Genomic DNA, 22,446 nt, shown 5'->3' on the forward strand with positions numbered 1-22,446 from the left:
GCGGACGCGGCGGGGAGGGCGCGCGGACATCCCGCGAGTGTCCCTCAGGACGCGGCCCGTGACGAGATCCCAGGATGATCCGGTTTCGAGCCGATGGCGCCGGTCGGCCGCTCCGTGCTCCCTCTCCTGGAAGGAGAGGGTTGGGGTGAGGTGGGTGACCTTTCCGGATGGGGCACGCCCCTCACCCCAACCCTCTCCCAGACGGGAGAGGGAGCCCGTTCCGACCGAGCCGACCGAAGCGATCGACCGGCAGCGGTCTGAGATTCGAGGCGGCCCCTCGGAAGCCCCGGACCTTGTCCGGACCGGGCGTCTCCCGCAGAACGCGAACGGAGCCGGGCGAACCGGCCGCTCAAGGACACGCCATGTCGGACGAACCGCACGGACTCGATCGGGGCCTGACCAACTACGGCGACCGCGACTTCGCGCGCTTCCTGCGCCGCTCGTTCGCCCGCTCGATGGGGATCTCGCCGGACCTTCTCGCCAGGCCCGTCGTCGGCATCGCCATGACGCCGTCCGACTTCAACAACTGCCACCGCACCATGCCGGAGCTGGTCGAGGCGGTCTCGCGCGGGGTGCTGGCGGCCGGTGCCCTGCCGCGCGCCTTTCCCACCGTGTCGCTCGGCGAGGTTTTCCTCAACCCGACCAGCATGATGTACCGCAACCTCATGGCCATGGACACCGAGGAGATGATTCTCGCCCAGCCCATGGACGCGGTCGTGCTGATCGGGGGCTGCGACAAGACCGTGCCGGCCCAGCTCATGGGTGCGGCCTCGGCCGACCTTCCGGCGATCCAGCTCGTGACCGGGCCGATGTCCACCGGGCGCCATCGCGGGGAGCGCCTCGGCGCCTGCACCGATTGCCGGGGGTACTGGGCCCGCCACCGGGCCGGCAGCGTCGACGCCGAGGAGATCGCCGAGGTCGAGGGCCGGCTCTCGGTCACCGCCGGCACCTGCGCGGTGATGGGCACGGCCTCCACCATGGCCTGCATCGCGGAGGCGCTGGGGATGTCGCTGCCCGGCACCGCCGCGATCCCGGCGGTGCACGCCGACCGCCTCGTGGCGGCCGAGGCGAGCGGCCGGGCCGCCGTTGGGCTGATCGCGACGAAGATCCGCCCAAGCCAGGTCATCACCGAGAATTCGGTCGAGAACGCGATCCGGGTGCTGATGGCGCTCTCCGGCTCCACCAACGCCATCGTGCACCTCACCGCCATCGCGGGGCGCCTCGGCATCCGCATATCCCCCGAGCGCTTCAACCAGATCTCGGACGAGACGCCGGTGCTGGTCGACCTCAAGCCGGTCGGCCAGGGCTACATGGAGGATTTCCACGCCGCCGGCGGCATGGGGGCGCTCCTGCGCGAACTCCGCCCGCTGCTCCACCTCGACACGCGGGACATCGAGGGCCGGACCCTGGCCGAGCGCCTCGACGCGCCGGGCGGATGGGTGGACCGCGCGGTGATCCGGCCCTTTTCCGATCCGGTCTCGCCCGTGGGCGGCCTCGTCGCCCTGTCGGGGAGCCTCGCGCCGGACGGGGCGATCTTCAAGCGCGCGGCTGCGTCCCCGGAGCTCTTCGAATCGGAGGGGCGTGCGGTGGTGTTCACGGGCCTGGAGGACCTCAGCCGGCGCATCGACGATCCCGATCTTGATGTCGAGGCGAGCGACATCCTCGTCCTGCAGAATGCCGGGCCGCACGCGGCGGGCATGCCCGAGGCCGGCTACCTGCCGATCCCGAAGAAGCTCGCCCGGGCCGGCGTGAAGGACATGGTGCGGATCTCGGATGCGCGGATGTCGGGCACCGCCTTCGGCGCGATCGTGCTGCACGTGGCCCCGGAGGCGGCGGTCGGCGGCCCGCTGGCGGCGGTGCGCGACGGCGACCGCATCCGCCTCTCGATCCGGGACAAGCGGGTGGACCTGCTGGTCGAGCCCGGCGAGGTCGCCCGGCGGCTGGCCGGCTTCGCGCCGCCGCCGATGCCCGAACGGGGCTACAAGGCCCTCTACCGCCGCACCGTCACGCAGGCGCCGGAGGGCTGCGACTTCGACTTCCTGACGCACCGGGGCGCGCCGCGCACGCCCTAGCTGGCGTGCGCCCTACAGGTAGTGGCGGAACACCACGTGGTCGTCGCCCGCGCGCTGGATCGTAGAATCGGCCTGGGTATCGGCGGCCCGGCAGATCGTCGCCGCGACGGGGGAGACCATCGCCAGGAGGCTCAGGAGCCAGCGGAAGGGCCTTGCTGCCATCATGGGATCGCCTCGCCGGATCGGGGAACGGAGGAGGGTGCCGTGACCTGCGATCGCCCGGTGCCGGTGATCGCCTGCGGGCTTTACCCGTCCTCTCATCCGCGATCCGTGCGGGCTTGGCTGTGCTCGGACGCACCTGGCTCCGGTCGTGCCCGAACGGATGCGCCCGGTCCGGGCCCCGGCTGGCGGGGCCCGGACCGGGCGCCGGGGCCTACCGGCCGATGGAGGGGCCGCCGGCCGCACCCCCGGTGCCGGGCGGTCCGCTGGTGGGCGTGCCGCCGATGTTGACGCCGGGCGTGCTGCCGGGGACGGCGGCCGGGCTCGGATTGCCCGGCACGCTCGGGGCGGGGCGCAGGCCCGCATCCGTGTCGCGCGGGGTGGTGCCGGGGCCGGAGGCCGGGGCTGCGACGCCGGTGTTGCCGGCGCCGCCGGTGGGCGCCAGCGTCTGGGCGGCGGCGGGTGCCGCCAGGCTCACCGTGAGCGCGAGGGCCGCGGCGAGGTGTGTGCGCGTCATGAGGGGGGTCCGTGTGGTTGCTGGGTGCTGACGCAACACCCCGCGCCCGGTTAAGTTCGTAGCGGCCCCCTAGAACGCGAGCTTCATCCCCGCGACCACGTTGCGCGGTGCGCCCGCGTAGATCGATCCCGTCGTGGCCGCGAGGACGGCGGCCCCGTTCTGGAGCCCGGTGGCGGCGCTGAGGCTGTTGGCGAGGTTCTGGGCGGAGGCGGCGTAGGTGGTGTCGAGGAGGTTGCGCACCTCCACGTAGAGGCTGAAGCGCCGGGCGTAGCCGCCCGTCAGTTCGGTGGCGTAGTGGAGGTTGGCGTTGAGGATCGCGTAGCCCGGCGCCCGCAACTGGTTGGCGTTGTCGAGGAAGAAACCGTCCTGCACGATCGCCTCGAGATAGCCGCCGAGGCCGGCGAGCGGCCCGCTCGGCTGGTCGTAGCCGACCCGCGCGAGGAGCTGGTGCGCCGGCACGCCCGGAATCACCTTGCCGGCGCGGTCGAAGCGCTGCGAGAACGCCCCGGCGCTGAGCTGCTCCACGTAGCGCGTGTAGGTCTGGTCGTCGAAGGTGTAGGCGAGCACGCCGCGCCAGCCCGGCGCGAAGGCCCAGTCGGCCCCGACCTCGAGGCCGCGATGCTCGGAGGCCGGCGCGTTGAAGGTGTAGCTCTGCAAGCCCGCGCCGGGCGATTGCGAGACGAGTTCGTTGCGGAAGGTCTCGTGGAAGCCGGTGAGGCTGAGGCGCAGGGTCTCGCTGGGTGTCCAGTCGAAGCCGAGGTCGAAGCCGAGGTTCTCCTGGGTCCGCAGCCCGGTGTTGTTGCCCGGCAGGCCGGCGGCGGTGACGAACAGGTTGCTCGCGGCCGGCGTCGTGTAGCCCGTCGCGACCCGGCCCCGGAAGGCCCATTCGGCGCTCGGGCGGTAGACCAGGGCGGCCTCCGGCGCCACGTTGAGGAAGCTGCGGTCCGCGTCCGCCACGCTCGTCCGGCGCCCGGCCGCCGAATAGGTGTAGGCGAAGTTGCGCCCCGTGATGCGGGTGTTTTCCGCGCTGATGCCGAGCACGCCCGTCCACTGGTCCGACAGCGCCACCTCGTTGCGGGCCCGGCCGCCGAAGTTCGACTGCACCGCCGCCTGCTCGCCGATCAGCGCGCCGAGCGCCGGCCCGGTGCCCAACGCCCGGTTGAAGGTGGTGATGTGGTTGTCGATGGTGTTGTAGGCCAGGGCCACGTAGCCGACCGCCGGCAGGCCCATCAGGTCGTAGCGCCGGGTCAGGTCCGTCAGCAGGTTCCAGGACGGATACGACCCGCGCGAAGAGGTGGTGTAGAAGGGCTGGTCGAAGTTGCGTTCGTCGAAGCCGACCTGGCCGCGCCAGGTCGTCTGCGCGTCAATGTCGTGCTCCAGACGCGCGGCCACGATGGTGCGCCGGTCGTCGCGCCCGAAATCCGCCTGCGCCGCCGTGACCGGCACGGTCGCCCCGAAGGCGCCGTTGCGGAAGAAGTTCGTCAGGGTACAGCCGGGGGCGGCCGTGGCGGCGATGCCGCAGCCGCGCTGGTAGGGGTTGATCCGGAACTGGTCGAGGGATGAACGCGCCGGCAGATTGGCCTGCACTTCGTTGTTGATGACCTTCAGGGTCAGGCGCGTGTCCGGGCTCGGCGTGTAGCTCGCCAGCAGGTTCACCGTCTGGGTGTCGTAGGACGAATGGCCCTGGTAGCCGTTGGCGCGGGCGTCGCTCGCGAACAGGCTGATCTCGAACGGGCCGCTGACGCCGCCGACCGTGAAGTAGTTGCTCAGGTAGCCGAAGCTGCCCGCGTCGGTGCCGATCTCGTAGCCGTCGATCTCGCGGCCGGTGCGGGTGCGGAAGGCCAGCGCCCCGCCGGTGGCGTAGGTCCCGAACAGCGCCGATTGCGGCCCGCGGAACACGTCGATGCGGCTGTAGGCGCGCGGATCCACGAGGTCGAAGCGGGCGGCGCCGTCGGGCTGGGTCAGGATGAATCCGTCCTCCAGCACGACGGTGTTCTTGGTGACCCCGGTGGAGCGGGCGTTGTTGCCCCGGATCGAGATCACGACGTCGCGTGCCCCGTTGCCCTGGCGCACGGTGACGCCCGGGCTGTTGACGAGCACCGAGCCGATATTGACCGCCGGCCGCTCCGCGATGGTGCCGGCGCGCCCGACCGTGTCGACCACCTGGCCGACCGGGTTCTCGATCACGCTCGGGGCCGAGCCCGGCGGGGCCGAGACGCCGAAGGCGGCGGCGGAGCGTGCGCTCCCTTCGCCGGTGACGGAGAGTTCGGCCAGGGTCACGCCCCCGGCAGGCGCGTCGGGGGCCTGCGCCCGCGCCGGCACGGCGGCGAGCAGCAGCAGGAGCGGGGCGAGGCGCGGCTCGACCCGGGAAACGGGGAACATGGCGGGGATCCGTGGTCGGAGAGATCGGGGGGCGGAGCGATCGATCAGACGACGGGAGGCGCGCGCGCGCTGGCGCTGATGCCGGGCGGTGCCCGGGGGGCCGCGGCGATCTCGGGGGGCCAGGCGATCGTCCGGGCCGGGCGGACCGGCCAGAGGATCGCGGTGGCCACGAGGAGCGGCGCGTCGAGGGGGGCGACCGCTTGCGCGGCCGTGCAGCAGGCGAGGTGGAGATGGACCGGGGCCGCCGGCTCGGCCGGTCCCTCGGCCGTGCCGGTCTCCTGAAGGCAGAGGATGTGGACCGGGTCGATCGACCGATATCCGATCAGGCCGCCGAGCACGCTCTGCAGGGCGAGCGCGTAGAGCGCGGCCACGGCGATGACCGCGCGGCAGGCCGCCAGATCGGACCGCGTGATGCGCATGACCCGAGCGCCTAGGGCGGCGTTCCGGGCCCCGTCAATGCGCGGGCGCGGCGCGTCGCGATCATTCCCGGCCCCTGTGTCGAAAACAGCGCTGTCGGGTGCCGGCCCCTCGTTGCCCGTTCAGGCCCAGCCGAGGGCCCGCAGCCCCATCCCGGCCGCCGCGCAGGCCGCCAGGGTCGGGATCACGCCGAGGCGGAACCGGAACAGGGCCGCGAGGGCGGCCAGTGCCAGGACGAGAGCCCACGGGTTCAGGCTCGCAGGCACCGGCCAGTCGAACCGCAGCGGGCCCGCCGAGACGGTGCGGGTCTCGGCGAACAGGGTGTGGAGGGCGAACCAGACCGCGAGGTTGAGGATCACCCCCGCCACCGCCGCGGTGATGGCCGAGAGCGCCCCCGCCAGGGCCCGGTTGCCGCGCAGGCGCTCCACGTAGGGCGCGCCGAGGAAGATCCAGAGGAAGCAGGGCGCGAAGGTCACCCAGGTGGTAAGCAAGCCGCCGAGGGTGCCGGCCAGGAGCGGGGGCAACGCCCCCGGGTTCCGGAAGGCGGCCATGAAGCCCACGAACTGCGTGACCATGATGAGCGGCCCCGGCGTCGTCTCGGCCATCCCGAGCCCGTCCAGCATCTCGCCCGGCCGGAGCCAGCCGAACTGATCCACCGCCGCCTGCGCCACGTAGGCCAAGACCGCGTAGGCGCCCCCGAAGGTCACCATCGCCATCTGGGAGAAGAACAGCGCGATCTGCGCGAACACCGCTCCGGGGCCGAGGAACGCCAGGACGAGGGCCACCGGCGCCAGCCAGAGCCCGCCCCAGACCGCGAGCACCCGGAGGACGTGGCCGTGCCCGGCGACGTCCGACACGGCGTCGTCCCCGAGGAGATAGGCCCCGTCGGCGGGCGCCGCGCCCGCCGACGCGTGCCCGCCGGCCGCGAAGTGCGGCAGCCCGGCCCGCACACCGAGCCAGCCGATGGCACCGGCCCCGAGGACGATGAGGGGAAAGGGCACACCGAAGAGGAAGATCGCCACGAAGGAGGCCGCCGCCACGGCGCGCAGGGCGCCGTTGCCGAGCGCCTTGCGGCCGATGCGCAGCACCGCCTGGGCGACGATGGCGAGGACCGCCGCCTTCAGACCGAAGAACAGGCCCGCCACCGGCCCGACCGCGCCGTAGAGGGCGTAGACCCAGCTCAAGGCCATGATGGCCAGGAGCCCCGGCAGCACGAACAGCCCGCCCGCCAGGACGCCGCCCCGGGTGCCGTGCAGGAGCCAGCCCACATAGGTGGCGAGTTGCTGCGCCTCCGGCCCCGGCAGCAGGGTGCAGAAGTTGAGGGCGTGCAGGAAGCGCCGCTCGGAAATCCAGCGCCGCTCGTCCACGAGGATGCGGTGCATGACGGCGATCTGCCCGGCCGGCCCGCCGAAGGAGAGGGCGGCGATGCGCCCCCAGACCGGCAGGGCCTCGGACAGGGAGGGCAGGGGCGGGGGCAATGCTGGAGACGAGGCGAGAGGCAAGCCGGGAGGCGAGGGCGGGGGCGTTCCTGGTCCGGCCATCGCGGGGTCTCGCCTCGGGCCATACCGGCCGGTCTCGGGAGGCGAGGCGTCGTCGATGCCCGGGCCGGCGTCAAGCCTCCAGCGGGATCGGCCTCAGGGCGCCTTGGCGGGCGGGAAGGCGGTACCGGGGCAATTGGCGGCCAGGCCGGTCTCGCCGACCCGGTCGGGCGCGCAGGCGGGGATCGCCGGCCGGCCCCCGTTCTCGATGCGGGCCTCCTGCAGGCGCTCGAACTTCCAGAGGCCGAGCCCGACCACGACCAGGATCGCCAGGAAGGCGGCGCCCGCCAGCGGCAGCCAGCGCGGCATCAGCGGGCGCTCGTGCCGGCTTCGGGCACCGCCTGGGTGTGGGCCGTATCGCCGTGCTTGACGAAGGTGAACAGGATCAGCCCGGCCAGGAGGGCGACGGCGGCGATGAAGACGGGAAACAGGCGACGCATCGGAGGAAGACCACATTGATCGGACGGACCGCCGGATTCTCGCGGGCGGAAGCGGGTAACGCACGAACCGGCGCCGGGGTCGCAGAACCCGACATCACGAATTCGGCGGTGGGCGGGGAACGCCCCGTCAGCCGCGCGACCCGACCCGCTGACCGGCCTCGCCGTAGCCGAGCCGCGCGCCCGCGCGGTTGACGATCCCGAAGCGCAGCACCGCCTGCTCCAGGTAGTCGATGGCCGCGATCAGGGCGCGCCGCGCCGGCTCGACGGCCTCCGGCTCGTCCTCGGGCGGGGCCTCGGCGAAGTTGACGGCCGCGATCAGCACCCGGTCGCGCTCGTCCTCGATCCGGCGGTCGCGCTCGACCTGGCCCCGGACGTCGGCATCGAAGGCGGCCAGAACCGCGAACGGAAAGTCGTCGCGGCGGGCGCCGCTCGGATAGGCCAGGGCGAGGCGGCGCCCGCGCTCGGCCGCGTTCCGGACCAGATCCGCGAGCTTGGCCTCCGCGAGATTGGTGTTCGCGGGCTTGGTGTTCGCGGGCTTGGTGCCCGGGATTTCGGCGTCCATCGCGGTGTCTCGTGCCGCCGGACGGCCCGGCGCCGGGGCAACGCGCCCGTGCCGGGGCCCGGTTCCGGCCGCGCACCAATCGCGCCCGGCCGCGTTGTCGCTGCATGAGCGCCCCCATATCGACGTCCACCGTCTCCGGACCCCGCCTCGGCTTCTGCTGCAAGTTCATCCTCGAGGCGCCCCCCGAGCCCTTCAAGACCCTGAAGGCCGCCCGCGAGGCGACCCTGCAGATGAACCTCACCCACGCCACCATGGCGCACCTGAAGACGCTGGCCCCGGCAGCGCGCCGGGCCAAGATCGAGGGCCTCGTGCGTCACAACCTCGGCGCCCTGGAGCGCCAGGTGGCCTGGGTCGCGGCCCGCCCGCCGATCGAGCGCCTGCTGCGGATCGCCAGCAACGTCCTGCCCGGCTACACCCACGCGGTGGCGCAGGACGTCTACGCCGAGCCCGAGATGCGCCGCCTCGTGGAAGAGGGACTTGCCCGGATCGGCGACATCGCCCGGGCGGGGGCGGTGCGCCTGAGCTTCCATCCCGGCCCGTTCTGCGTCATCGCCTCGCAGAACCCGAACGCCCAGCGCAACGGCATCGAGGAACTCGAGCACCACGCCGAGCTCATGGCGATGCTCGGCTACGGCCGCGGCTGGCATCCGCACGGGGCCCACATCAACATCCATGTCGGCGCCCGCGACCCCGGCATCGAAGGCTTCCGCGCCAGCCTGCCCAAACTCTCGCAGACCGCCCGCGACCTCCTCACCGTCGAGAACGACGAGAATTTCTTCGGATTGGACACGGTGCTGGGGCTGGCCGACGTCGTGCCGGTGGTGCTCGACCTGCACCACCACTGGGTCGAGAGCCGGGGCGAATACATCGCGCCCGACGATCCCCGAATCGCCCGGGTGCGCGACTCCTGGCGCGGCGTGCGGCCGGTCGCCCATATCAGCGTCTCGCGCGAGGGCTTGCTGGAGGGACACGACCCCGGCGCCCTCCCGGATTTCACCACCCTCACCGAGGCCGGCCACAACTGGCGGGATCTGGCCGCCCATTCGGACATGATGTGGAACCGGGCCGTGAACGCCCTGGTGGCCCGCCACATGGCCTGGGCGGATTTCGAGATCGAGGCCAAGTCCAAGAACCTCGCCTCGGCCGGCATCGCCGCCGAGATCGCCGCGGACCTGCCCACGGCGCAGATCGAGGCGGCGGCGTGACGGCTCCCGCAACGTCCTCCGTGTGAAGCCTCGCTCCCCCTACCTGGAGCACCGGTGCCACGGGTTGTGAGAGCCTTCGATGCAGCTGAAGCAGGCCATCCGCGCCTGGGCCTGCGCTGGATGACGGCCATCGCCAGGGCGTCCAGGACGAGGTTCGACCGGAGGTGATTGGCCAGCGCGGGTTCCCATCGCGGCAGGCCGCGATGGGCGCCTTGCCCAGCCGACGATCCGGCGGCTGACGGCATCGCGCGCGACGCCGAGGTCGAGGAAGCCGGTAGCGGTCGGCACGTCGGTGATATCCGCCACCCGGAGTCGGTTCGGGGCGGGGCGGCGAAGTTGCGGTCGACGAGGTCGGGGCCCGGTGCCCCTCTTGATCCGGCCGCGTCGTGAGGGGATCGCCGCGCCGAGGGCTGCCGGCCCGCCCAGCCGCAGTACCCGGCCTTCCACATGCCGAGCATGCGCGCCCTGGCGCCAATGGGGAAGTCGGCCTGGTTTATGTTCATGAAACGGAAGGCCCCGATGGCAGAACCCCGGTCTCCCGCGCAAACCAAGCCATCACGCTTGAGTTGTCGGTTCTCACACTGAAGCCGGACGAGGTCGTCGCGCTCGGCGACCGTCAGGCCCGGATCGGCAGGCGGTGGCTTCGCCTCACGCCGGCCCTCGCTGCGATCGGCCTCGGCTACCCAGTTACGGATGTCCTGCGCGGAGGGCTCGAACTCGCGAGCCAGATCCCTCGGACCACGGCCGGCGCGAGCCAACGCGACGATCTGTCGGCGGAACTCGAGGGGGTTAAGGGAGGACGGCCCTTCGGCATGGGCGTTGGTATGATGAGGCAGCCAGCGTGTATCCACACCGGGTTCAGGACGCTCGAACTTCCGCGCCGGTCAGGGCCCCCGCCCTGGTCCGGTCGCGAGGGGCCGGCCCGCTGTCCAGGCGTTCGTCGGGCTGGGGCGTCGCCACGTCGGAGATGGAACGGCCCCGGATCCGGTCCCGGAGGGCGCGGATCGGTGCTTCCGCGATCACGTTTGCGCACCAAGCCCAGGCAATGGCGAGGCTGGCGCAGATGACCATGCTTCCGTATGAGGCCGGAAAGAAGGCGAGGGTGAACACCAGGGCGACGTATTGCTGCAAATACAGCGGGAATGACAGATCGCCGATGCGGCGGTCGATCCGGCGCCAGTCTGCAGGCACGCGTACTTGCGTCAGCCCGAAGAACCCCAGGACGAGAACTGCGAAAATTCCGAGCTGTATCGAGCGTTGCTCGAATGTGAGAGCGCGGCCAACGAAGGCACTGGGCATACTCAGGGTCGCACAGGTCCAGAGGCAGACCGCAAACAGGACCGTGACCAGGCCATACCCTGAGCGGGATGGATGTTGCAGGACGCCATAGGTCACCGCGCCCAAGGCAAAGTACGGCACAAACTGGAACAGGTCAGGTCCCGTGCGGCTCAGGGCCGCCACGAACATGACGATTGCCGAAACGACGAGAAAAGCCCGCGCGATGACCCAGGAGCGCATCGACACCACGAGCGCTAGGAAAACAACCCCGTAGAACAGTACTTCCACCCGTAATGCCCAGATATATGGGACGAACGCCGGATTCTTCGCGGCAAAACCGGGAACAACCATGAAGAGATTGGCAAAGATATTCTCGGGGCTGAACAACGCCGACAGCGTATGAGGGACAAGCGGGTTCGGTAGAAAATTCGGTTGCGAGTCAGCGGCGATTGCGATCATGCCCGCGGATGCGGCGAGTGCGATCCAATATTGCGGTAGGATTCGGAGAACTCTGTTGAAGGCGAACCTGACGGGGCGCCCCCTATAGAACTGATCCGCAGCTTCGGTGATCACGAACCCCGAGAGACAGAAGAAGACCAGGACCGCAACCGAACCAGTCCCGAGGTTTCCCAACCACCGCACCGAAGCTGGGCCCACATGCCCGATGTGCTGGACGAGGACCAGGATGGCGAGGACGGTGCGGAACGTGCCGAACGGTTTATAGTGCATCGATCCACCCCGACGGCCCTCAAAGCAGCGCAGGCTGCCACGGAAATCGACCGGGGAACTGACCAACGGCAGAAAGTCGGGGCTTCGCTCGAGGGGCAGCGCACCAGATCTCCGCCCCCGCCAGCGTCATGGGCGTCCTCGGCCACTTCGTGAGCGGTCGCAGACACAGGTCCGCTTGAACGCAGAACCGCTCGTGAGCGGACCGTCGCGCGCCATCAGCGGCGCAGGGTCTCGGAGGGCAATTCGCCGAAGCGCCGGTAGTAGGCTTTGGCGAACTCCCCGAGATTGATGTAGCCCCAGACGTAGGCGAGGCTCGACACGGTCTGATCCGGCCGGGCGGCGAGGAGATCGCGCCGCACGCCTTGAAGGCGCTGCTCACGCAGGAACGCGCTCGGTGCGTAGCCGCGGAAGCGGCGGAAGGCGCCTGTCAGGGTCCGGAGGCTGGTGCCCACGGCCCGGGCCACGTCGACCATCGTCGGTAGGGCGGCGGCATGCTCGATCATGTAGCGCTCGGCGGCCGTGACGGAGCGCGGCGCGATCCCGGACCGCATCCGATCGACATCGAAGCCCGCCCGGCCAGCCCACTCGTTGAGGAGATGGATGCAGATCGACTGCTCGATGTGCCGGCCGACCCGATCGTGGGCCAGGGAACCGGGTGCCTCCGCGATCGATTTCATGACGTATTCCATCAGTGCCAGCCAACTCGAGCCCTGACCGCCGATCTGGCACTTGTGCTGCCACAAGGCGTCTCCCGGAACGAATCCGAATAGATCCTGACAGACTTGCTCCAGGATCACGTGCGGGATCGTCAAATTGAGCTGGAGGTGGTCGGGATCGAAGTCGACGAGGTAGTCTGTACGGCTGCAATCGACGACGAAGGTGCCGCCGATCCCGGTCTCCACGGCATTCCGCGCATCCACGAAATGCCGGGCATGGCCCTGAATCGTCGTCAGGACGACGGCGTTGCCGGCCTCCGCCGACCAATCCCGTATATTGACTGGGATCCCGTAGGCGAACCGCGTGACAGTGATGCGGCCGACTTTTGCCGAATGCATGGTCGAGTTCGGCCGGCTCACGAGTCCGGTCGGCGATACCCGGTAGGGCATGTAGACCTGGCTCGACCAGTTGCGGATCTCGTCCCAGTCCTCGGAAAAGGCCTTGTGGTGCTGCTGGATCGGATTTCCGCGGGCGTCGTAGAGGAGAGCATCTCTCAACATGGGCGAGGCTCCCCTCCTATTTCGGCTGTGCCCGAAATTTTCACAAATGACGCGACGATCAAATCGGCGCCTTTGCCCGCATAGATACAGTCATTCTTGAAGAATAGTTGATGCAAGATTGATAAATCGGGAAACCAGGCGTGAGCATCGCGCCTCCGTGCCGATTTCGCCACCTGACGGCAGGACGCTCAGTCCTTGCGCACCAGCCGGGCCTCGGCCGCCGCCGCGGAGGCCGGGGGCGTGTAGAGCGGCGCGATGATGCGCAACCAGCCGCGGGTCTCCTCGTTGCGGGCCCGGTTGGCGAGTTCGCGCGTCACCATGAACTGGGCGCGGAAGGGACCGAAATCGTAGCCGACGAGACCGCCGGCGGCGATCATTCCGGTTCGCGAATAGGCCGCGCCGCTGTTGAGGAAGTTCGCGTACGCCGCCTTGCGCGTATTGACCGGAAGGTCGGTATAGCCGTAGGCGACGGCGCCGATCTCGAACTTGCCGAACGTCTTCGTCGCGGTGAGGTCGAGGTTGAGGCTGTCCGCCTGACCGACCGGCCCGATGGACGCGCCCACGGCTCCGCCGAAGCGCGCCGCATCGTTGACCATGAATTCGTGGGTGAGGGCCGCCGTGAGGTTCCAGCCGTTGCCGGCATAGGACAACGCGAAGGTGTTGCGCAGGGCCGACGAGGCCAGTTGGGGCAGGACGGGTGTGCACCCCGTGCCGACCGCGCCGCCATTGCAGAGGGAGCCCCGGTCGCCGAGGCCGAGATAGGCGCCGACGAGCCAGCCGGCGCTGACGTTGCTGCCGAGGTCGAAAGCGAAGATGCTGCCGACAAAGGGATTGTAGAAATAGCTCTGGCTCTGGTTCGATAGTGGCGCCGCGTTGTTCGTGTTCACGAACACCGACGGGAAGGACAGCACCGGGATCACCTGCGCACCGAGGATCTTGTAGGGCGTCGCCCAGACCAGAACCGGGATGTTGACCCCTATATCCGGGCTGCCGGCGGCATCGGCGCGGCCCCAGCTGAAGGTGTTGAGCGCGTAGACGCCTTCGGGGAGGGGACCGTAGGCGAGGCCCATCTGCGAGCCCGGCTGCGTCGGTGGGGCGGCCTGGGCTGCGCTTCCGATCAGACCGAGCGCTAGCGCACCCCCGATAAGCCATGGCTTGAGCATTGCTGAATCCTCCAAGGTTCTTGGTGATGGTTCGTGCTTGATCGTTCCGCCCGGTCGCGGGCTTCGCGATCGGGCGGTCGATGAGATCAAAGAGGGGCTGAAGCGCTCTGCGGCGCGGCGTTCCGTGCGGCGCGGCCGGTGGTGCTAACGCGGCGGTGCTTAGGCGGTAGCCTGCACGACGTGGCGGTACACGGCCGTCTCGAAGTCGAGGTAGCCCTGGACGGAGGCCTGATCGACGAAGGGCAGGATCTGGGTCGCCCAGTAGCCGCCGACACCGTTCCTGCGATCGATCCAGTAGTAGAGATTGGCGAGTCCCGCCCAGGCCAGGGCACCAGCGGGACGGCCGGTCGGGGCGTCTTCCTCGTTGATCATGAAGGTCAACCCCCAGGATTTGGGCATGCCCGGGAAGAACTCCGCCGCGTTGGAGAGACTGGGGATGACGCCGGGCAGGCCCGTGATCTTCAGATTGCCGAGGCCATTCTGCTCGGCCATCCGCACGGTTTCGGGCTTCAGCACCCGCCCGCGCGGGCCCATGCCGTCGTTGAGCCACATGCGGATGAACTTCGTGTAATCGAGGGCGGTCGAGTACAGCCCGTGGCCGCCCATGTGGACCTCGGGTTCCTGCGGCAGCAGGAAGTCGGTCATCGGCGTGAGCACGCCTTCCGGGTCGCGGGCATGCATGGTCGCGAGGCGCCCGAGCATCGACGGCGACAGCGTGAAGGCGGTGTCGGTCATCGCCAGGGGATCGAACACCATGTCCTTCATCACAGCGCCGAGGCGCCGACCCGTGATGCCCTCGACGACCTGACCCGCCCAGTCGATGTTGGAGCCGTATTCCCACCGCTCACCGGGGTCGAACAGCAGCGGCGTCCGCAGGGCGGCGGCGGACGAGGTGATGACGCTCGGCTGCCCGTGATCGGTGGCGAGCCGGTTGTAGGTCTCATTGAAGAAATCGTAGCCGAAGCCGGCCGTGTGCAGCAGGAGCATCCGCGTGGTGATTTCGCGCCGAGGCGCCCGGAGCCGCGGAGCGCCGGCCGGATCGAACCCGTCGATCACCTGCAGTGAACCGATCTCCGGCGCATAGAGCCGCGCCGGCGCATCGAGATCGAGGGCGCCGTCCTCCACGAGCTTCAGAGCGACCGTGCCGGTGATGGCTTTGGTGGTGGAGAAGATGGCGAAGATGCTGTCGGAAGCCATGGGCTCGGTCCCGCCCAGGGTCCGAACACCGGCCGCGCCCTCATAGAGGTTGCCCTCCCGATTCGTTGCGACCGCGACGACCCCCGGAACGCCCGTCCCGGCAGCGACCACCCCGGACAGGATCGCATTTGCAGACTTTTCAAATGAATCCGACATATTTGTTCCGCCCCATGGCTTTAGTTTTTCTGGGATGGATTACCGGTGTGCCTGTACAGTAAAAAACTGTGCTTCGGCGAGCGGCCCGTTCCTCGTTTGGATATCATAGGAGAAACTTAAATCAGAGCTCTATCGAGTATCGGCAGACCTTGTCGCAGATCGGCAGTTTTGTGGTTTCGAACGGTCGACACGGGCGCGCGGCGCTGCATTTTGATGCCTGAATGCGGCCACGGACCCTGGCCCCGCCGTAGCCGCTGGCGTCGATGACCGTAACGTTCGAGGTCATGCCGGCGATGCCCGAGGGCACGCCGATGCGGAGCATCTCCCGGGAAGGTACCCAGGTCAGCCGGGGCAGGCCGCGGCTCGGCCGCAGGACGCCGCGTCCGAATCAGAGCTAGGCGCCCAAGGCCGCCGAGCCAATGGCGTGGTAGACCACGAATGCGACGCCCCCCGCCCATCAGCGCGTAGAGGGACGGCCCCAGGGTCAGGGCGAAGAGGCTCGTGGCGATCCCGAGCCCGACGCCGAGGGCCGCCGCATGCCAGGCGAGAAGACCCGAAGCCACCTGCCGCCAAGCACCGAGCGTGCGCGAAACTGCCGACCGGATGCCGCCGCCCATGGCGCCGGCGGAGAGCATCTGGACGAGCATCACCACCGGACGGACGAGGGCCATGCCGGCGAGGGCACCGGTGCCGAGCCCGGCGACGAAAGAGGTCTCGATCAGCCCGATGGAGGTCTGCGCCAGCATTGCGAGAATGTCCGGTGCCGCCAACCGGGCCAAGGTCGGCATGAGGGGCGCTTCGAGCAGGCGCCGCGTGCGACCGTCATGCCCGGCGGTCCGGCAAGCCGCACGGCGATGTCAAGCTCGGCCTTGTCGCCGGAAACCGCGATGCGGCCGAGGGCCCCCGCCCTCGACCATCAGGAACCCGTCCCTGAAGCCACGTAGCCCCTTGGGGAACGTCAGGGGCCGCGCCTTCAAGCTTCCTGACCGCGCCGGCCGTAGCGTCCCTCACGTCGATGCGGAACCGTTCGCCGCCCAGGAAGGTGTCGCCGTCGAGACCGTTCTCGAGCGCGTCGTTCTCGACGAAGACTTCGAGCTCGCCGGGGCCCGGCTTAAGCTTCCCCTTTCGGTGGTGGTCGGCCCCATGGGCCCGAGGGCCGTGGCGTCGTTCGAGGCCACCGACCGGGTTTCGCGTTCCTCGTCGGCCAGGAGGCCGAAGGTCGAACGGGTCCCGTGGTCCCCGGGCTTCGGCACAGCTGTCATGACCGCCCCGTCACCCTGGATCTGGCCGACGCCGCCCTCGCTGATGCTGCCGACGAACAGGGTACCGTTCGACGCGGACGCCACGCTCCCGGAAAAGCGGCTGTCCAGCAGACGGATCGCCCCCGGCCTGTCGGATGCAGTAGCCGGAAGATCCAGGGGGGGCGAGGAAAACTAAAGCGCTCGACAGGTACCGAAGCGGTTCGGCGAGATTCGCGGAACGGCGGTGATTCATCGACGGGCTTTCGTCAGCGCAGGGGATCGGCCGCATTCCGACGAAACCCGCCCAGATATATTACTTTCATAATCTGTTGGGACAGGTCTCGATCATCAACCGGCATGGATTCGATCGGAGCGACGTACGAACAACCGGATCCTACCCCTGTGAGGTCTGACTTCCGGTCCCTAAGGGGCGACCGAGGAATGCGCCGCCTGGAGCAGCTCGTTCGCCAGCTTCTCGTCATTGACGGCGCGAGCCAGGACGACGGCTCCGACGAGGGTCGACAGCGTCGCGAGGGATTTCCGCCGGCGTCGCTCCCGTGATGCCTTCGGCGTCAGGTTGGCGAGGATGGAGGCCAGACCCTCGACGCCGTGGGTGAAGCGCGTCCGGACGGGGCTACCCGGCCCTTCCCGCGAAATGTCGTTCGCCAGAGCCGCGAGTGGACACCCCTTGCCGGGTGCCTGGACGTGCCCGAGCGACAGGTAGTTGGCGAGGATGGTGTCCACGTCCCCGCGCCGGTCCTCGCTGAGCGCGGCATCGAAGGCCTCGACGGCCAGGGCGTCCTTGTTGGCGAACTGGCCGTAGAAGCCCCCATGGGTCAGGCCGGCGGCAGCCATGATGTCGGCGACGCCGACCCCGTTGAGGCCGCGCTCTCGGAACAGCGCCGCCGCGACTTCGACGACGCGCTGCCGGTTGAGCCTTGCCTGCTCCTGGGAAACTCTCGGCATACCCTGATCCTTCGGCCTTTCACCATCCCATATGGATGCATTTCGTCATCTCAAGAAGGGTCGGCGCGGAAGCTCGACCTGCGAAGCCCCTGGGAACCGACAAGCGACCGGCCTGCGCGAGGGGGGCGGAGCGCAGGCCGGCCGTCGTACCGCACGACCAGTCGCCCGGCGCGCGATCCTCGCATGCCCCGCGGTCGGGGCATGAACCCTTTCAAGGCAGTCTCACGACTTGGCCGTGAGCGGCATCCCGCCGAGCCCCGCTGCGACGGCGTCCACCTTCGGCGCCCGCGCCACCCGGAACCAAAGCGCATAGAGCGCCGGCAGGAACAGCAAGGTCAGCAGGGTGCCAACACCGACGCCGCCGATCAGGACGTAGGCTAGGGCCCCCCAGAACACCGAGTGGGTGAGCGGGATGAAGGCCAGCATCGCCGCAGCCGCCGTCAGGATGACGGGTCGGGCCCGACGCACCGTGGACTCGACGATGGCATCGTAGTCGGACAGGCCCGCCTCTCGGTCGTGGTGGATCTGATCCACCAGGATCAGGGTGTTGCGCATCAGGATGCCTGACAGCGCGATCAGGCCGAGGATCGCGTTGAAGCCGAAGGGCTGGTGGAACACCAGCAGGGTCGGCGCGGCCCCGACGAGGCCGAGCGGCGCGGTGGCAAACACCATGAACATGGCCGAGAACGAGCGGACCTGGATCATGATGACCGTCAGGGTCACGATCAGCATGACGGGGAAGACCGCCACCAGGGACATCATCGCCTTGGCGCTCTCCTCCACGGCGCCGGCCGTCTCGATGCGGTAGCCCGGCGGCAGCCGCGCCTTGATCGGGTCGAGGAGCGGGAAGACCTGCGCGTGGATGTCCGGCGGTTGCTTGCCGTCGAGCACATCGCCCTGCACCCGGATGTAGGTCTCGCGATTGTAGCGCTTGAGCACCGCGTCCTCGTTCTGGGTCTCTAGCCGCGCGACCTGGGATACCGGCACCTGCCGCCCATCCCGCGTCGCCAGCGTCAGGTCGCCGATCTCGCCCAGAGAGCGCCGTTCGGGACCGGGGCTGCGCAGCAGCACATCGACGGAGCGCAGGTTCTCGCGCACCTGGGTCGCCGGCGTCCCGTTGAGGTAGCTCTGCAGCTGCTGGCCGGCCTCCTTCGGGGTCAGGCCGATCAGGCGCAGGCGCTCCTGGTCGAAGGCGAGGTGCAGGTTGGGGGTCTTGTTGCCCCAGTCGAGGTGGACGAGACGCATGTTGGGGTTGGCCGTCATGACATCGGCGACCTCGGCGGCGATGCCGCGGATGACGTCGAGGTCCGGGCCGACCACACGGAAGGCGACGGGGAAGCGGATCGGTGGGCCGAACACGATCTGGAGCACACGCACACGCGCCTCCGGAAAGCGGCCCTCGTCGACGAGCTTGCGCACCTTGACCCTGAGCGCGTCGCGGGCGTGGGAATCCACCGTCTGGACGACGATCTGCGCGAAGGCCGGATCGGGTAGTTCGGGATCGAAGGACAGCACGAAGCGCGGCATGCCCTGGCCGATGTAGCTGGTGATCTCTCCGGCCTCGGGCAGGTCGCGCACCGCGGCTTCGACCTTTTTGACGCTAGCCTCGGTGGTGGCGAAGGCGGAGCCCGCCGGCAGGGTCACCTCGACGATGAGTTCGGCCCGCTCGGAGTTCGGGAAGAACTGCTGCTCGACCTTGCCCATGGCCACCACGGCGCCCGCGAATAGCGCCGCGATGATGCCGGCGGCCATCCACTTGTGGTCGACCGACATCCGCACGACGCGGCGCAGGCGCTCGTAGTTCTTCGTCGCGTAGATCGCTGCGTGCCCGCCCTCCACGCGCTTTATGTTCGGCAGGAGCTTGACGCCGAGATAGGGCGTGAAGGTCACGGCCACGATCCAGGAGACGATCAGCGAGAACGACACCACCCAGAAGATGTTGCCGGCGTACTCGCCCGCGGTGGAGGCCGCGAAGCCCACCGGCAGGAATCCGGCGATGGTGACGAGGGTGCCGGTCAGCATCGGCGCGGCCGTGGCGCTCCAGGCATAGGTCGCCGCCTCGATGCGGTCGGCCCCTTCCTCCATGCGCACCACCATCATCTCGATGGCGATGATGGCGTCGTCGACGAGCAGGCCCAGGGAAATAATGAGCGCGCCGAGCGTGATGCGGTCGAAGTCGCGGCCGGTGACCATCATCACGACGAAGACCGCCGAGAGGGTCAGCGGCACGGCGAGCGCCACCACGATGCCGACCCGGAAGCCCAACGCCACGAGACTGACGAAGATCACCACGCCGAGCGCGGTGAAGAACTTCACCATGAACTCGTGGATCGCGTCTTCGATGACCTTCGCCTGATCGGTGATCTTCGTGAACGCGATTCCCGTCGGCAACGCGTGATGGATCGCAATTTCCTCCGCGTTCAGGGCCTCGCCGAGCTTGAGGCCGTTGAACCCGGGCTTCATCACGAGGCCGAGCATCAGGGCCGGTTCGCCGTCATTGCGGACCTGGAAGGTCTTGGGATCCTCGTAGCCGCGCCTCACCTCGGCGATGTCGCCGAGCTTGAGGCTGCGCTCGCCGGCGGCCACCGGCAGGTTGCGGATCGCGTCGAGACCGTCGATGGCCCCGTCCAGGCGCAGGTAGACGCGGGGCCCCGCCGCCTCGACGAAGCCGGCCGGGGTCATGTCGTTCTGGTTGGCCAGGGCGGCCAGGAGTTGCTGGCCGGTGATGCCGAGCGTGGCGAGGCGCTGGTAGGAGATCTCGACGAAGATCTTCTGGGCCTGCTCGCCCAGGATGTTGATCTTCTCGACGCCGGCTACGCGCAGCAGACGCTGGCGCAGGTCCTCGGCCCGCAGCACGAGATGCCGGTGCGGCAGACCCTTCGCCTGTAGGGCGTAGAGAGCGAAGTAGATGTCCGAGAACTCGTCGTTGAACAGCGGACCCATCACCCCGCGCGGCAGGCCGGAGGCCTGGTCGGAGAGCTTCTTGCGCGCCTGGTAGAACTCCGCCTGGAGCCTGGCCGGCGGCATGTTGTCCTTGAACATGACCTTCATCAGCATGAGGCCGGGCCGCACGGTGGTCTCGACGCGGTCGTAGTAGATGAGTTCCTGGAGGCGTTTCTCCAGGGGGTCGGCGACCTGCCGTTGCATCTCCTCCGCGGTCGCTCCCGGCCATGCGGCCGAGACCGCCATCACCTTCACGGTGAAGGCCGGGTCCTCGGCGCGACCGAGCTTTTGGAAGGCGAAGACCCCAGCGCCCGTGAGGGCGAGCAGCAGGAACAGCGTGACCGCCCGTTCCCGGACCGCCAGGGCCGAAAGGTTGAAGCCGGTCATCTGGCGACTCCCGTCATGCTCGGGGGCGCCTGCCGCACGGTCTGGCCGGCCTTGAGGAGGTGGGCGCCGAGCGAGACGATCCGGTCGCCGGCACTCAGGCCCGACGCGACCTCCGCGCTTTCCTCGGACAGGCGGGCGATGGCGACGGGCTGCGCCGTCACGGTGCCGGTGGCCGTGTCGATCCGCCAGACCGCCGAGCCGCTGCCCGCGTCGAACAAGGCGGCCAGCGGCACCTCGACCGCCGCGGCGCGTCCGGTCTCGGTGGCCTTGAGCCGAAGCGTCACGGTCGCCCCCAGCGGCGCGTCCTCGCCGCCACCCGAGAGGATGTAGCGAGCCCGGTAGGTCCGTGTGGCCGGATCGGCCGTGGCCGACAACTCGCGCAGGCGCGCCGGGTAGGTCGCCTCGCCCTCGGCATAGAGCGTCGCCGAGGCCGCGCCCTTCGCGAGACGCCGGCTCGCCTCGGGCAGGAAGACCTCCGCCTCGCGGGAGCCGTCGCGGGCGAGCTTCACCACGGTCTGGCCGGCGGCGACCACCTGCCCGGGCTCGGCCGGCACCTCCATCACCACGCCGTCGGCATCGGCCTGGAGCTCGGAATAGCCGGCCTGATTGGAGATCTGGCTCGCCTGGGCCTCGGCGTTGACGAACTGAGCGATGGCCGCATCCGCCGCGGCCTTGTTCTGATCGTAGGTCTGCTTCGAGGTCCAGCCGTCGCCGACGAGCTTGCGGCTACGCTCCTCGTCAGCCTTCGTCCTGATCATCTGCGCACGGGCGGCCTCGACGGAGGCCCGGGCCGCGGTGAACGCCAGGGTGAAGTCGGTCCGGTCGAGGCGCATCAGCGGCTGGCCGCGCTTCACCCGGTCGCCGGGATCGACGAGGCGCTCGAAAATCTTGCCCCCGACCCGGAAGCCGAGGTTGCTCTCCGTGCGCGCCCTGACCACCCCGGTATAGCGCGAGACCCCGCCCGTCCCGGGAACGACCTCGACAGTCTGGACCAGCGGCGGCTCCGGAGGAACGGCGGTCTCGGCCGGCGAGCATCCGGCGAGGGCCAATCCAGCAAGCCCGATCAACCATCTCGCATCCATCGCCCGTCTCCTCGCGACTCATTCAAGGACGCATAAAAATTACGTTCAACATCTATTATGAGCGGACAACTGGCGTCAATGGTCCCAGGGTGCTGGGGCGAGCGATTTGGCACGCCTCTCTGAAAGGGGCACCTGGGAAGGGGCCCTGAAATGACTCCCTCGACAAAGCCGACATCAAAATTCGGTAAATCATTTATTTTTAGACGGTGACCGCGATGTCATCCACGCGTCCGACCCCGGACCGCGACCGCTCGGGGACCCGATCGCCATGACCACGCCAGCCTCCGGCGCTGCCGGCAAGGACGCCGAAGACTGCACGCGCCGCCGACTTCCCTCCGGCGAGATCGCCGACACGACCCGGAGGGACGGGACCCGCTTCCGGTACGTTCGGGTGGGTCATGGGCCGCCTCTCGTGCCGACCCACACCGTGCGCACGCAGCTCGACCTGTTCCGGCGCGTGATCCCGCGGCTGTCACCGCACTTCGCCGCACCGATCGCTCCGAAGCGGACGGTCGCCCCCCTTGAGGAACATCCGGACACGCCTCACCCAGGGAAGCGAAGCGTCCACCTGTTCCATCTGGATTGGACGGTACTCCCCACGGGTCGATAGTCCATCAGGCCCCGACGTTCTCGGCACCCCGAGCATCGAGCGTCGCTCAGGCGCGCCCCGGCGATTTGGCGGCTCGGATCGACGCGGCGGCCTGAAGGGGCAATCTCGGTGCGACGCGGCCCGAGGGTCCCTCATGACCCTGACCCTGCCCACAGGGGGAAACACCTCGATGGCAGGCTACCGGC

At 69.4% G+C, this 22,446-nt stretch carries 19 protein-coding genes and 2 pseudogenes; 3 read left to right on the top strand and 18 right to left on the bottom strand.

Annotated features, from left to right (window positions below; genetic code table 11):
- Positions 1-362 precede the first annotated feature (362 nt).
- Entirely contained in the window at positions 363-2,072 is a 1,710-nt protein-coding gene (locus tag K2X24_RS19350) for an IlvD/Edd family dehydratase (RefSeq protein WP_292500140.1), read from the top strand.
- Between the two features lie 12 nt (positions 2,073-2,084).
- Here the strand turns inward: K2X24_RS19350 and K2X24_RS19355 are convergent, their stop codons facing one another.
- From K2X24_RS19355 to K2X24_RS19390, 8 genes are all read right to left on the bottom strand, one after another.
- Entirely contained in the window at positions 2,085-2,237 is a 153-nt protein-coding gene (locus K2X24_RS19355; RefSeq protein WP_292500142.1) for a hypothetical protein, read from the bottom strand.
- 208 nt (positions 2,238-2,445) lie between these two features.
- Positions 2,446-2,748 (bottom strand): hypothetical protein, encoded by a 303-nt coding sequence (locus K2X24_RS19360; protein WP_243912964.1) that lies wholly within the window; start codon positions 2,746-2,748, stop codon positions 2,446-2,448.
- A 69-nt stretch (positions 2,749-2,817) separates the two neighbouring features.
- Positions 2,818-5,130, bottom strand: a complete 2,313-nt coding sequence (locus tag K2X24_RS19365) for a TonB-dependent receptor (protein WP_292500144.1) — start codon at positions 5,128-5,130, stop codon at positions 2,818-2,820.
- A 44-nt stretch (positions 5,131-5,174) separates the two neighbouring features.
- Complete coding sequence (locus tag K2X24_RS19370; protein WP_292500146.1) at positions 5,175-5,549, bottom strand: hypothetical protein; 375 nt, start codon at positions 5,547-5,549, stop codon at positions 5,175-5,177.
- 120 nt (positions 5,550-5,669) lie between these two features.
- Complete coding sequence (gene chrA / locus K2X24_RS19375; RefSeq protein ID WP_292500147.1) at positions 5,670-7,088, bottom strand: chromate efflux transporter; 1,419 nt, start codon at positions 7,086-7,088, stop codon at positions 5,670-5,672.
- 93 nt (positions 7,089-7,181) lie between these two features.
- Positions 7,182-7,394, bottom strand: coding sequence for a hypothetical protein (locus K2X24_RS19380; RefSeq protein ID WP_243912939.1), 213 nt, complete (start codon positions 7,392-7,394; stop codon positions 7,182-7,184).
- On the bottom strand, positions 7,394-7,525 hold the full coding sequence (locus tag K2X24_RS19385; protein WP_292500149.1) for a hypothetical protein: 132 nt from the start codon (positions 7,523-7,525) through the stop codon (positions 7,394-7,396). Before K2X24_RS19385 ends, K2X24_RS19380 begins: the two co-directional genes overlap by 1 nt.
- 127 nt (positions 7,526-7,652) lie before the next feature.
- Positions 7,653-8,087 (bottom strand): hypothetical protein, encoded by a 435-nt coding sequence (locus K2X24_RS19390; protein ID WP_292500151.1) that lies wholly within the window; start codon positions 8,085-8,087, stop codon positions 7,653-7,655.
- Between the two features lie 104 nt (positions 8,088-8,191).
- Here K2X24_RS19390 and K2X24_RS19395 point away from each other — a divergent pair, with 104 nt between their 5' ends.
- Entirely contained in the window at positions 8,192-9,292 is a 1,101-nt protein-coding gene (locus tag K2X24_RS19395; protein ID WP_292500153.1) for a UV damage endonuclease UvsE, read from the top strand.
- Between the two features lie 213 nt (positions 9,293-9,505).
- Here the strand turns inward: K2X24_RS19395 and K2X24_RS19400 are convergent.
- The 7 genes and pseudogenes from K2X24_RS19400 to K2X24_RS19425 form a co-directional block, all read right to left on the bottom strand.
- Positions 9,506-9,648 (bottom strand): annotated as a pseudogene (locus K2X24_RS19400) (IS3 family transposase); the annotation flags it as partial.
- Positions 9,649-9,909: 261 nt separating this feature from the next.
- A pseudogene (locus K2X24_RS24410) lies at positions 9,910-10,143 on the bottom strand (hypothetical protein); the annotation flags it as partial.
- 7 nt (positions 10,144-10,150) lie between these two features.
- Positions 10,151-11,299 carry an acyltransferase gene (locus K2X24_RS19405; protein ID WP_292500154.1) on the bottom strand — a complete coding sequence of 383 codons (1,149 nt, stop codon included), beginning with the start codon at positions 11,297-11,299 and terminating at the stop codon, positions 10,151-10,153.
- Positions 11,300-11,514: 215 nt separating this feature from the next.
- Entirely contained in the window at positions 11,515-12,516 is a 1,002-nt protein-coding gene (locus K2X24_RS19410; protein ID WP_292500155.1) for a helix-turn-helix transcriptional regulator, read from the bottom strand.
- 188 nt (positions 12,517-12,704) lie between these two features.
- Entirely contained in the window at positions 12,705-13,679 is a 975-nt protein-coding gene (locus K2X24_RS19415; RefSeq protein WP_292500157.1) for a transporter, read from the bottom strand.
- Positions 13,680-13,838: 159 nt separating this feature from the next.
- Positions 13,839-15,032, bottom strand: coding sequence for a serine hydrolase (locus tag K2X24_RS19420; RefSeq protein WP_292500159.1), 1,194 nt, complete (start codon positions 15,030-15,032; stop codon positions 13,839-13,841).
- 116 nt (positions 15,033-15,148) lie between these two features.
- Positions 15,149-15,820, bottom strand: coding sequence for an MATE family efflux transporter (locus K2X24_RS19425; protein WP_292500160.1), 672 nt, complete (start codon positions 15,818-15,820; stop codon positions 15,149-15,151).
- Positions 15,821-15,980: 160 nt separating this feature from the next.
- Between K2X24_RS19425 and K2X24_RS19430 the strand changes: the two genes are divergently transcribed.
- Positions 15,981-16,469: a hypothetical protein gene (locus K2X24_RS19430; RefSeq protein WP_292500161.1), complete on the top strand. Its 489-nt coding sequence runs from the start codon at positions 15,981-15,983 to the stop codon at positions 16,467-16,469.
- A 227-nt stretch (positions 16,470-16,696) separates the two neighbouring features.
- Here K2X24_RS19430 and K2X24_RS19435 read toward each other — a convergent pair whose 3' ends face one another.
- The 3 genes from K2X24_RS19435 to K2X24_RS19445 form a co-directional block, all read right to left on the bottom strand.
- Positions 16,697-17,239 (bottom strand): TetR family transcriptional regulator, encoded by a 543-nt coding sequence (locus K2X24_RS19435; RefSeq protein ID WP_292500163.1) that lies wholly within the window; start codon positions 17,237-17,239, stop codon positions 16,697-16,699.
- A gap of 222 nt (positions 17,240-17,461) precedes the next feature.
- Positions 17,462-20,569, bottom strand: coding sequence for an efflux RND transporter permease subunit (locus K2X24_RS19440; protein ID WP_292500165.1), 3,108 nt, complete (start codon positions 20,567-20,569; stop codon positions 17,462-17,464).
- Positions 20,566-21,651 carry an efflux RND transporter periplasmic adaptor subunit gene (locus tag K2X24_RS19445; protein ID WP_292500167.1) on the bottom strand — a complete coding sequence of 362 codons (1,086 nt, stop codon included), beginning with the start codon at positions 21,649-21,651 and terminating at the stop codon, positions 20,566-20,568. Before K2X24_RS19445 ends, K2X24_RS19440 begins: the two co-directional genes overlap by 4 nt.
- Positions 21,652-22,446: the final 795 nt, after the last annotated feature.

This window comes from Methylobacterium sp., from assembly GCF_019750675.1.
In the GTDB taxonomy this organism is placed as follows: Bacteria; Pseudomonadota; Alphaproteobacteria; order Rhizobiales; family Beijerinckiaceae; genus Methylobacterium.